The 10,002-nt window shown below is 57.6% G+C and carries 9 protein-coding genes; 5 read left to right on the forward strand and 4 right to left on the reverse strand.

The window, feature by feature from the left end; translation table 11 throughout:
- The first annotated feature begins 313 nt into the window (after positions 1-313).
- The 3 genes from DW823_RS07265 to DW823_RS07275 all read left to right on the forward strand — a co-directional run bounded on the left by DW823_RS07265 (position 314) and on the right by DW823_RS07275 (position 5,912).
- A complete protein-coding gene (locus DW823_RS07265) occupies positions 314-2,311 on the forward strand; it encodes a type IIA DNA topoisomerase subunit B (protein ID WP_117877032.1) in 1,998 nt (665 codons plus the stop codon).
- 45 nt (positions 2,312-2,356) lie between these two features.
- Positions 2,357-4,597, forward strand: coding sequence for a DNA gyrase subunit A (locus DW823_RS07270; RefSeq protein WP_117848176.1), 2,241 nt, complete (start codon positions 2,357-2,359; stop codon positions 4,595-4,597).
- Positions 4,598-4,817: 220 nt separating this feature from the next.
- The gene (locus tag DW823_RS07275) at positions 4,818-5,912 is read left to right on the forward strand and encodes an ATP-binding protein (RefSeq protein WP_117848174.1); all 1,095 of its coding nucleotides are present in this window, start codon (positions 4,818-4,820) and stop codon (positions 5,910-5,912) included.
- A 108-nt stretch (positions 5,913-6,020) separates the two neighbouring features.
- Here DW823_RS07275 and DW823_RS07280 read toward each other — a convergent pair whose 3' ends face one another.
- The 3 genes from DW823_RS07280 to DW823_RS07290 all read right to left on the reverse strand — a co-directional run bounded on the left by DW823_RS07280 (position 6,021) and on the right by DW823_RS07290 (position 7,674).
- Positions 6,021-6,551 carry a flavodoxin family protein gene (locus tag DW823_RS07280; protein WP_117848172.1) on the reverse strand — a complete coding sequence of 177 codons (531 nt, stop codon included), beginning with the start codon at positions 6,549-6,551 and terminating at the stop codon, positions 6,021-6,023.
- 236 nt (positions 6,552-6,787) lie between these two features.
- Complete coding sequence (locus DW823_RS07285; RefSeq protein WP_199412386.1) at positions 6,788-7,123, reverse strand: ATP-binding protein; 336 nt, start codon at positions 7,121-7,123, stop codon at positions 6,788-6,790.
- Positions 7,124-7,431: 308 nt separating this feature from the next.
- Positions 7,432-7,674, reverse strand: coding sequence for a hypothetical protein (locus DW823_RS07290; protein ID WP_117848171.1), 243 nt, complete (start codon positions 7,672-7,674; stop codon positions 7,432-7,434).
- Positions 7,675-8,053: 379 nt separating this feature from the next.
- On the opposite strand from DW823_RS07290, the gene DW823_RS07295 reads away from it, so the two are divergent.
- Both DW823_RS07295 and DW823_RS07300 read left to right on the forward strand, forming a co-directional pair.
- Positions 8,054-8,515, forward strand: coding sequence for a PH domain-containing protein (locus tag DW823_RS07295; protein WP_117848169.1), 462 nt, complete (start codon positions 8,054-8,056; stop codon positions 8,513-8,515).
- A complete protein-coding gene (locus DW823_RS07300) occupies positions 8,451-8,942 on the forward strand; it encodes a YjdF family protein (protein ID WP_199412385.1) in 492 nt (163 codons plus the stop codon). The genes DW823_RS07295 and DW823_RS07300 overlap by 65 nt, the downstream gene beginning before the upstream one ends.
- Positions 8,943-9,150: 208 nt before the next feature.
- Here DW823_RS07300 and DW823_RS07305 read toward each other — a convergent pair whose 3' ends face one another.
- The gene (locus DW823_RS07305) at positions 9,151-9,600 is read right to left on the reverse strand and encodes a hypothetical protein (protein ID WP_117848167.1); all 450 of its coding nucleotides are present in this window, start codon (positions 9,598-9,600) and stop codon (positions 9,151-9,153) included.
- Positions 9,601-10,002: the final 402 nt, after the last annotated feature.

A 10,002-nucleotide genomic window follows, 5' to 3' on the forward strand; every position in this document is an offset into this window, starting at 1 on the left:
CCTTTCGTAAATGTGGACAGATATCCGTTGCAACATGACAGAAATATATTGCATCCATCAGAAGATGTCAACTATATCTGTCATTATGAAAATCATGTTCGTCATCGCCATGCGGACACAACAACTTCGATTCACTATTCAAACTTACTCGGACAAAACCGACTCGGTTTTGTCCGAGTAAACGAATCTCCATCGAATTCCGAACGATTGTTCGATGGATTTCGTGTTGGGTGGAATCGTCTGTGGGCTGGGCTATGCTACCTTGACTATCTATATGACTAAAACGCAGCAAAGGAGCATCGAGAGAGCGAGTATGGCAAAAAACACCGCAAACTATGGTAACGACAGTATCCGCCAGCTCAAAGACGAGGAGCGTGTACGTCTGCGCCCCGCCGTTATCTTTGGCTCGGACGGGCTCGACGGCTGTGCACACGCTGCCTTTGAGATTCTGTCCAACGCCGTTGACGAGGCGCGCCAGGGCTACGGCAAGCTCATCACCCTTACCGCCTTTCGCGATGGTTCCATTCAGGTAGAGGACAACGGCCGCGGCTGCCCGCTCGACTGGAACCCCTCCGAGAAGCGCTTTAATTGGGAACTCGTTTTTTGCGAGCTCTACGCCGGTGGCAAATACAATAACAACCAGGGCGGCGACTACGACTTCTCGCTCGGTACCAACGGCCTGGGCTCGTGCGCGACCCAGTACGCATCCGAGTACATGGACGTCACGGTTTGGCGCGACGGCAACAAGTACTCCCTGCACTTTAAGAAGGGCAAGGTCGTCGGTGCCAAAAAGAAGGCACTCGAGATTGAGCCCAGCGACGAGGACCGTACCGGCACCACCATCAAATGGCGCCCCGATCTTGAGGTCTTTACCTCCATCAGCATCCCCCACGAGTGGTATCGCGAGACCATGCGCCGCCAGGCCGTGGTCAACGCCAACGTGACCTTCCGTCTGCGTATCGAGGGCGACGACGGCGAGTTCTCCGAAGAGGACTTCTGCTATCCCAAGGGCATCGAGGACTATGTGCTCGAGAAGGTCGGTACCGACTACCTCACCGAGCCTTTCTTTATCGAGGCCGACCGTCGTGGTCGCGACCGTGAAGACCTGCCCGATTACAACGTAAAAATCACTGCTTGCATGTGCTTCTCGCGCACCTTCACGATGCAAGAGTACTACCACAACTCATCGTGGCTCGAGAACGGCGGCTCACCCGAGAAGGCCGCCCGCAGTGCTCTGACCAGCGCCATCGATGCCTACATCAAGCAACAGGGCAAGTACAACAAAAACGAGAGCGGCATTAAGTGGCAAGATGTCCAGGACTGCCTGGTACTGGTGACCAACTGCTTCTCCACCCAGACGTCCTACGAAAACCAGACCAAGAAGGCCATCAATAACCGCTTTATCCAGCAGGCCATGACGGCATTCTTTAAGGAGCGCCTCTCGACCTACTTGATCGAGAACAAAGATGCCGCCAACAAGATCATGGAGCAGGTGCTCATCAACAAGCGCTCGCGCGAGAACGCCGAGAAGACGCGCCAGAGCATCAAGACCAACCTGCAGCAGAAGACCGACATGGCCAACCGTGTGCAAAAGTTCATCGATTGCCGCTCCAAGGACAAGAGCCGCCGCGAGATCTACATCGTAGAGGGTGACTCGGCAGCAGGCGCCATTCGCACGTCGCGCGATGCCGAGTTCCAGGGTGTTATGCCCGTCCGCGGCAAGATCCTCAACTGCCTGAAGGAGGACTACCCGCGCATCTTTAAGTCCGACATCATCATGGACCTCATGCGCGTGCTGGGCTGCGGCGTGGAAATCAAAGACAAGCGCATCAAGAATCTCGGCGCCTTCGACCTGGACAACCTCAACTGGAACAAGGTCATCATCTGTACGGACGCCGACGTCGACGGTTACCACATCCGCACGCTCGTGCTCACCATGCTCTACCGCCTGGTGCCCACGCTTATCGACGAGGGCTACGTGTATATCGCCGAGTCGCCGCTCTACGAGATCAACTGCAAGGAAAAGACCTACTTTGCCTACACTGAGCTCGAGAAGAACGGCATCCTCAAAGAAATCGGCGACCAAAAGTGCTCCATCAACCGCTCCAAGGGTCTTGGTGAGAACGACCCGGACATGATGTGGCTCACCACCATGAACCCCGAGACGCGTCGCCTGATTAAGGTGGAGCCCGAGGACGTCACCAAGATGGAAACCATGTTCAACCTGTTGTTGGGCAACGACGAGGCGGGCCGCAAGCGCCATATCTCCGAGCACGGCAAGGAATATCTGGACCAGCTGGACCTGCAATAGCAGCAAATCGATAACGACGGCCCATAAGAAGTTCAAGAGGAAATCGTGGCAAAGAAGAAGACGAAAACCCAGCCAAAGAAAAAGCAGGTCAACGCCGAGAACGTCATCGGCCTGCACTCCGAGGTCACCGATCAGCCGATAACGCAGACGCTCGAGGTCAACTACATGCCCTACGCCATGAGCGTCAACGTCTCGCGTGCATTCCCCGAGATCGACGGCTTTAAGCCCTCGCACCGCAAGCTGCTCTACACCATGTATAAGATGGGTCTGCTCAAGGGCGAGCGCCAGAAGAGCGCCAACATCGTGGGCCAAACCATGAAGCTCAACCCGCACGGCGATGCCGCGATCTACGAGACGATGGTGCGTCTGGCGACGGGCAACGAAGCACTGCTTGCCCCCTTCGTGGAGTCGAAGGGCAACTTTGGCAAGTACTATTCGGGCGACCTGAGCTACGCCGCCTCGCGTTACACCGAAGCCAAGCTCTCCCCTATCAGCGCCGAGATCTTCAAGGACATCGACAAGGACCCGGTCGACTTCGTCGACAGCTACGACGGCGCCATGAAGGAGCCGCGCCTGCTGCCCACCACGTTCCCCAATATCCTCGTCTCGGCCAACAAGGGCATCGGCGTCGCCATGGCGTCCGACATCTGCGGCTTCAACCTCAACGAGGTCTGTACCGCAACGATGCACTACCTCAAGGATCCCGATTGCGACCTGCTCGAGTACATGCCCATGCCCGACTTCTCGACCGGCGGCGAGATCATCTACCGCCGCGAGGAGATGGAAAAGATTATCGAGACCGGCCTTGGCAGCTTCCAAATCCGCTCCCGCTGGCGCTGGATTCCCGAAGAGCGCATCATCGAGGTCTACGAGATTCCCTACACCACCAAGACCGATGTCATCATCGAGCGCATCGTCAAGCTCTCCAAGGAGGGCAAGGTCAAGGAGATCGCCGACATCCGCGATGAAACCGACCTCTCGGGCCTGCGCATCGCCATCGACCTTAAGCGCGGTGTCGACCCCGACAAGCTCATGGCCAAGCTCTATCGCTCGACCACGCTGCAGGATTCGTTCTCGTGTAACTTTAACGTGCTGGTCGACGGCTATCCCCGCGTTATGGGCGTGCGCCAGATTCTGCACGAGTGGGTCAAGTGGCGTATTGGGTCCACGCGCCGCCGCATTAACTTTGACCTGGGCAAAAAGTCCGAGCGCCTGCACCTGTTGCACGGCCTTGAGGCAATTCTGCTCGATATCGACAAGGCCATCGCCATCATCCGCGGCACTAAGCTCGAGGCTGAGGTCGTGCCCAACCTTATGAAAGGTTTCGACATCGACGAGACCCAGGCCGAGTTTGTTGCCGAGCTCAAGCTCCGCAATATCAACGAGGAGTACATCCTCAACCGCACCAAGGACATTGCCAAGCTTGAGGGCGAGATTGCCGAGCTTGAGGAGATCCTCTCCAGCGAGGAGAACATCAAGAAGGTCATCAGCGACGAGCTGGCCGCGGTCAACAAGAAGTATGTGATGCCACGCCGCACGGGCAGAATTGAGCCCCATGAGGTCATCGAGGTGAGCCTGGAGCCCGAGGTCGAGGAGTACCCGGTCACCATCATGCTCTCGCGCGATGGCTACCTTAAGAAGATGACGGACCGCGTGCTCAAGAAGGCGACCACGCTCAAGTACAAGGACGGCGATAAACCCTTTATCGAGTTCCCGTCCTCCAACACCCACGAGCTGCTCGTGTTTACCAACAAGAGCCAGGTGTACAAGTGCAAGGTTGCGGCGTTTGAGGACACCAAGTCGGCCCAGCTGGGCTCATACCTGCCGACCGATCTTGAGATGGAACCCGACGAGAGCGTGATCTGGGTCATCGACCCCGAGGACTACAAGGCCGACGTGCTGTTCGTCTTTGAGAACGGCCGCGTGGTGCGCGTCGCGCTTTCTGGATACGTCACCAAGACCAACCGCAAGCGCCTCAAGAACGCCATCTACGGTGGCAGCAAGCTGCTGTATGCACAGGTGCTCAAGGAAGATCGCGACATCGCGCTGGTCTCGAGCGACTATCGTTTGATGAACTTCAACACGTCGCTGCTCAAGACCAAGACGACCACCAACACGCAGGGCGTCCAGGCCTTTACCGCCAAGAAGGGTCGCTCGGTCACCACCGTCGGCACGACCGAGGAGATCCTCGGCGCCGGCGTCTCTGCCGAGAAGTTCACCACGCAGAGCCTCCCCTCCGCCGGTGCCCTTATGAAGGAAAACGACATGCCGAGTCTGTTTGACTAAAACAACGGTGGCCAAACCGTCATGGTTTTGCAAAGCAGCGGGGCCCGGAGCGCAGAAACATCGCGCTCCGGGCCCCGCTCGCTGCAACGTAGTCGGAATAATAGAACTCCCCGTTTTTCACTCCTGCAATCCCACGGCACAAGGCATGTTAAGCCATTAGCAAAACTTGCAAAATTTAGCAAAAGTTGCAAAAATTAGCAAAACTTGCAAAGGAGTTACCATGGAGTACAGCAAGAACCCCTTTACCCCAACATTTGGAAGCATCCCTCCCTTTCTAGCGGGTCGCGAGCATATCCTGCGCGACATAAACCGTGGCTTTATCAATGGCCCGGGAGATCCCAACCTGTCGACCATTTTTACTGGCGCAAGGGGAACGGGCAAGACGGCGCTTCTCTCGCTCCTTTCAGAAACGGCGCTTGAACACGACTGGATCGCAGCAAATGTCTCCGCCATGCCAGGCATGCTCGAAGATATTATCGAGCGAACCAAAGAAGCCGCAGATAGCTATCTCTCACAGCCTCACGCGCGAATAAACGGCGTTCAAATTGGTCCAGTGGGCATCGATTGGACGTATGCTCAAGAGGCCCAGGGCAACTGGCGCACACGTATGAATGGCATCTTTAAGCAACTCGAAAAACATGACATCGGACTTCTCATCACCATCGATGAAGTCACAGTCGATCTCGAAGAAATGCTTCAATTTGCCTCTGTTTACCAGCACTTTGTACGCGAAGGTAAAAAAGTTGCCCTACTCATGGCAGGACTGCCCTACAAAGTATCGGCGTTGCTGCGTAACGATTCCGTCTCGTTCCTCAGGCGCTCCCAGTACCATCAGCTGGGACGAATCACTGACGTTGAAATTGCAAACGCATTCCGCAAAACCATTGAAGCAGGAGGCCGCTCAATCACGCCAGAAGCACTCGAGGATGCCGTGAAGGCCGTCGACGGATTCCCCTACATGATGCAGCTCGTCGGATATCGCACATGGGATGTTTCGGAGAACTCGCCCAAAATCAGCGCACCTGATGTCCAGCAAGGTTCCCTGCTCGCACGCATGGAGCTGCGCGATCGAATTCTCGAAACAACATATCGAGAGCTTTCCGATAAAGACATTGAGTTTTTGCTCGCGATGCTGCCCGATTCTGGCCCCAGCAGAGTCTCGGAGATAGCCAAACGCATGGGCGTCGCCAGCAACTACGCAAGCCAATACAAACGCCGCCTCCTGAAGGACGGCGTCATCGGAGAGCGCGGGCGTGGTCTCGTTGGCTTTGACATCCCCGCGTTCAGGGAATTCTTGAACGAGAAGGCGTTTTAGCATACCGGAATTGTCCGCAAGGGCATCGACGCATGGCGATCAGCAATCCTTATGGTAAGGGCAGCACGCATTTCCGCTAGCGCTGATTGCCATGCGCTCTTCTTGTCCTTAGGCCAGCTTGCGAGCGAGCTCTCGCACCTCTTTCAACTTGGGCGACGATGCCATGCTGTCGCGCTCGGTCATACCGCTGATGGTGACAATGCCCTGGTCCTCCCACTTGCAGTACGCGCAGGCTGACTTGTACATAGCGATCGCCGCATCATAGACGCCCTCGCTGTGGCTATCGAGCAAAAGGGCCGTCTTGGTGAACGGGAAGCCCGTAGCACCGAAGGCGTACAGGCGGTCGATGGCGGCCTTCTCCTGCGCAGTGATATCAAACCAGTAGATAGGCGAAGCGAAGACAACCATGTCGGCGCCTTTCAGCGGCTCGATCACGTCGGCCATGTCATCCTTCTGCACGCAAGTGCCCTCATGGGCGAAGCAATACTGGCACCCCAAGCAACCAGCGATCTTTTTGCCGGCAACGCGGATGACCTCGACCGTATGGCCGGCCTCGCGCGCGGTCTCGGCAAACGCCTCAACCATGGTGTCGGTATTGGCGCCCTTACGCGGACTGCCGCTCAATACAACGATATTCATAGAAATCTCCCTCCCTCATGCCGCAGGCGCGCGGCATATTTTTTGTTTTAACCAAAACGTACGGAGTTATTCAATCGCCTCGTTTCAGCTACTCCCACTCGACAATAGGAGCCACTGGCCAAAAGCCTGTCAACATCAAAACAAGTTTTCAATCTATCGATTCTACGTGAGGCAATGGTCCTCATTTGATACCCGCGCTGTTTGCGCACTAGGGAGCAAAGGAATCTGGCCGCCGCTCAAATAAGATCACCGCCATCTTGCATAAACGACGCCATGTTAAGGTGCCTGATGCCATCCCTCTCCTGCAATAGAGGATCAAGCGTGAACAAGTAGCGCGGATAACCATCCCTGATGTGGCCGAACGGCCTGTACTCGCGCTCCTCGACGCCTCTGTCGGCAATCGACATAGAGACCTGGATGTAGGCGTAAGCATTGCGCCTACGAGCGATGAAGTCACACTCGAGCTTCCCAATACGGCCCACAGAAAGCTCATACCCGCGCGATGCAAGATAGAGGTAGATCTTCACGTCGGTATATACGCAAGATGCGCCCCCTTTTTTCTCAGCGTCCATTTCATCAGTTATGGGGGTGCTTTTTTACATTTTATAAAAAAGCGTACCGATAACTTATTCCCACTCAGTTTCGAAAATCGAATGGTTTTGAAGTTTCGAAAGCGGCAGGGCACCATGCATAAGGGCATGTTGGGATCCGCACCAGTAAAACAGGAATTGACTCACGCGAGAAGGCGCCGCCCCGTCGCCTCGATGCGTGCGACAGGCAGATTAGGTTTGGGGAGTAGAACGGCCCTTGCGCGAGGCGTGAATTGTAATCGATAAAGCCGAGCTTTGAGAACATGCGGTTTATCTCGTCGAACGTTGAGTCAACAGGGGCTTGCGCCCCGTCGGCCGACTTGGCGACGCCCATGTCCATGATGCCGGGCACAAGTGTGAATGCGCCACGTGGAGGCGAAGGGGTCACCCGAAAGGTTGATGGTAAGCGAGCACCAGAGGTCAAGGTGGTCCTCGCCTTCCGGGTTTGTGAGGTCGAGGGCGAGTGCCCCTCCCTCGGTCGCGTACAGCGGCGGCAGGCACTCGGCCAGCTCCTCAGTCATAAGCGCTTGCATGTCCGTCTCCCCTCCAGGCCACGTCGGACCCCTAGAATCTTCGCCCCGCGGGCAAAGCCTCGGCGCGCACCATGGCATCTCGGCTTTGCCCCCTGCAATGTCGCGCAGCGGAGACACCACCTGAGACGGATGTCGATGCATCGAACCCGAGACCGGGCGCGGCGGCGGGGAGCCTCTCGCGCGAACAATCTGCTCGATCCTGCCGCACCCATCTTAAAAAAGTTCGAAAAACGTTCAATCGTACGACATCCGTCGAACAGTCGGGGGTACACACCACTACAGAAGGCCCACGGAACGGGGGGCGAGATGGTCGGCGACGGGTTCAAGGCACTCTCCGGCCCCACGCTCCGCTAGGGAGGGCGTCGGGAGGGAGGCCGTAATGGGTGAGAAGGACGAGCGGCCGGAGCGGGTGTTCCCCGGCAGGACAGACCCGTGGTTCATAGCGGCCATGGTGATTGTGGCGGGCGGTTTATCCGCGGCGTGTATCGCGTGTTTCCTGAGCTCGAGTCCCGCGCTCCTATGGGGCTGGTTCGCGCTGCTGCCCGTCCCGGCCCTCGTGGCCCTGGCCGCCCTTCCCGTCCGCAGCAACCGTCTCGAGCTCTACGGCGACCGCCTCGTCGTCGTGTACGCTAGGATGCGTTCGGTGATACCCTACGCCCACGTGCGGGGCGTCCGGCGCACCAGGACGCTCTGGGCGGGGACGGCCAACTCGCTCGACCGCGTCTATATCGAGGCGCCCTACGACGGCGACGCCATCGTCTCGGTGACCGACAACGATGCCCTCGTGGCAGAGCTCGAGCGTAGGTGCGGCCTGCGGCCCGGCTGCGAACAAGGCAACTAGCTTCGCAGGGCGGCTATCAGCGACTTGCTGCTCATCGTCATATCACGACGGTCAATTCTGGGTCGGGCTGGCGGAGCACGTCGAGGGCGGAAGGTATGGCGTCGCCCGCATCGTCTTCGGCGCGGAGCCGTCCGATGAGGAGATTCTGCGATTCGTTACAAGCGAATGGGAAAAGTTCTCGTTCTTCGGCGACAAGGCCACTGAAACAAGCAAGCCCGCGAAGAACCCCAAGCGGCGCGCTCGTGAGGCAGCGAAAGCCCTTAAACGGCCCGCGGTGAGCACCAAGGCACAACAGGCGCTCGCGGCACAGCGGGAAGCGATGAAGCGGGAGTCGGCTCAAGCAAGAAGTCAGCGTCGTGCGGATGAGGCGGAGACGCGCTTCGAGCAGCGAAAGTTGAAGCGCAAGCAGAAACATCGCGGGCATTGATCGCTATTTGCAGCAAGGCAAACCATATACAGCAGCGGCGCCAGTTCCACTTGAAGCCGACGCCGCGTAGACGCTGATGGTGACGGCTATGCACGGGCACGGGCGCGCCACCGCACTTCACAGCTTGTTTCTCAAGTATTTGGGACGCACACACGGCGTTCAAAAATGCGGAGCGACTCCACATGGCTCGAGACTGAGCCGAGATGCCCTACTTCTCGCCCTCCAGCAGCCCCACGATGCGGTCGATGTCGACGGCAAAGCGAGGCCTTCCCTCGCGCTCGTAGCGGTCGAGGTATGCCTGGCACTCGGAGACAATGCGCTTAGTGTTGCCATCGATGATGCGCTGGAGCGTCTCGTAGTAGGCCGAGCCCTCGGTCCTGAAGCGGCGCTGGTAGGCCTTGGTTATGGGGAACATCTTGATGTAGTGGATGCCGTGGCGGCAGCCGGGGCGCGTCGTGGGGCGGGGCGGCAACGCAAAGTACTGGTCTTTGGGCACGTTAGGGGCGATGTTGGAACGCAGCGGCACGGCGAAGTCCCTGCGCTTCCCGCGGAAACGCAGCCTCACCACCACGATGCAAGGACGATTGTGCTTAAGCATGAGCTCGCGGTCGCCCTCGACGAGGTCGAAGAAGTCCTGGGAGATGGATACGATCTTCATCGGTTACGCCCCCCTTCATACGAAGCGGGGCCCGCATCGCTGCAGGCCCCTACAGGTGGGCGATATTCTACGCCTTGCGGCACCCCGTCGCCCACGGAGGTTAAACGTACACGTAAGCCGTACTCTGAAAGCCGCGGCTTCCGGCAAGTAGTTTATACCACGAAAGGTCGCTTTCGATGCGCCTAGCTCGCAAAATAACACTCGATGGGCCGTCACCCCTGATCTTCTCGACCGTCTCCTCCGGGTACTTATTGCGTGCCATGGGCACCTCCGTCCTTGTTATCGCGATAAACATACCATGAGTGGCGTACGGGTCGAGAAGGGCTGGCGCCAAAAGAGCCCAACGGCCGTTACAGCTTCGTTAGAAACGCGCCCCACCATGGATGGTGAACCCGAAAGGCA

Source organism: Collinsella sp. AM34-10 (assembly GCF_003469185.1).
In the GTDB taxonomy this organism is placed as follows: Bacteria; Actinomycetota; Coriobacteriia; order Coriobacteriales; family Coriobacteriaceae; genus Collinsella.